The organism is Moorena sp. SIO3I8, assembly GCF_010692325.1.
Taxonomy (GTDB): Bacteria; Cyanobacteriota; Cyanobacteriia; order Cyanobacteriales; family Coleofasciculaceae; genus Moorena.
Genome location: NZ_JAAHHW010000438.1, coordinates 1 through 1,210 on the forward strand (window position 1 = coordinate 1; position 1,210 = coordinate 1,210).

General features: G+C 45.3%; 2 protein-coding genes. Both read left to right on the forward strand.

Annotated elements, in window-relative coordinates; all coding sequences use genetic code 11:
- The first annotated feature begins 166 nt into the window (after positions 1 to 166).
- Positions 167 to 325 (forward strand): hypothetical protein, encoded by a 159-nt coding sequence (locus F6K51_RS37705; protein WP_293031399.1) that lies wholly within the window; start codon positions 167 to 169, stop codon positions 323 to 325.
- Positions 316 to 1,167, forward strand: coding sequence for a LysM peptidoglycan-binding domain-containing protein (locus F6K51_RS37710; protein ID WP_293031402.1), 852 nt, complete (start codon positions 316 to 318; stop codon positions 1,165 to 1,167). The genes F6K51_RS37705 and F6K51_RS37710 overlap by 10 nt, the downstream gene beginning before the upstream one ends.
- Positions 1,168 to 1,210 lie beyond the last annotated feature (43 nt).

Below are 1,210 nucleotides of genomic sequence, written 5' to 3' on the forward strand. Positions count from 1 at the left end.
TTTCCCATTGGGAATCTGTTAAGTCTCCTCTTGCGATCTCAGTCGAGGCAAGTTTTTCAGCGAGCGCTCTCATCACAATACCTGAATCATTTTACTTCAGTATAGCAGTTTGCAGACACGCCCTAGTATATCAACTGTATCAACTACTAGCTTACAGGCAAATACCGTGATTCAGAAAGGATCAGAAAATACAACAGGCGCTACTACAACTAATCAGTCTGTGGAGGACATTGATGTGGATGAACTAGTAGACAAAGTACACCATAAACTGATGCAGCATCTGACCATAGAAAGTGAGCGGAGGGGATTAAGCCAATGGCATTAACAGGGTTTAAGAATCTAGCCCAAAAAACACTAAACCAAACCAAAGGATTAACAAGTAGCCTCTTTGGGGCAGAGTTAGATAAATTAACCATCCTCAAGGAGCAGCCAGGAAAAAGATGGCAGATGGTTTTTCCAGAAAACAAACCAATGCCTCTATTCAATCCTAATGAAATTCAAATTACCAAGACAACCCAATGGCGTCATGAAACTCTCAAAAACCGCGATCGCGGTGATACTAAATTTATTGGTGGGGATCCAGCAACCCTGACTCTCGACCTGTTTTTTGACACCTACGAGGGACTACCTGAAAGTATATCCGGGGGCGGCAGTTCTCCCCTCAAACGAGTAGCATCGGGAGCGGCAACAGCGGCGTCATCGTTAACTGGTGTGTATGGATTATCAGCACCCAATGCCGTAGATGTTCGAGAGTATACGAATAAGATTTTTGAGTTGACTCTGATTGACTCTGATTTAAAACGTCCCCCTGTATGTGAACTCTGGTGGGGGGCATTTAACCTGATTTTTAAGGGGTATCTCGGACAACTAACCCAGCGCTTTACTATGTTTACCCCTAATGGGATGCCAGTCAGAGCCGCTCTCAACTGTACCTTCCACCAGTTCATCCCTGAAGAAGATGAGGAGCGGGAAAAGCCCAGTTCTCTGGCACGGGATGACGACCCAATTCACGTTGTGCGACGTGGAGAAACCCTGAGCAGCATCGCTGGTCAAGAATATAATGACCCCAGCTTCTGGCGAGAGATTGCCAAGGCTAATGGGATTACTAATCCCCGTCACCTGACACCAGGTCAAGTTCTGACCATCCCAGTACTTAATCTCACCTAAAATAGACCTCTTGCAAAAGTATTTTTCTGATAGTGTTTAGGTC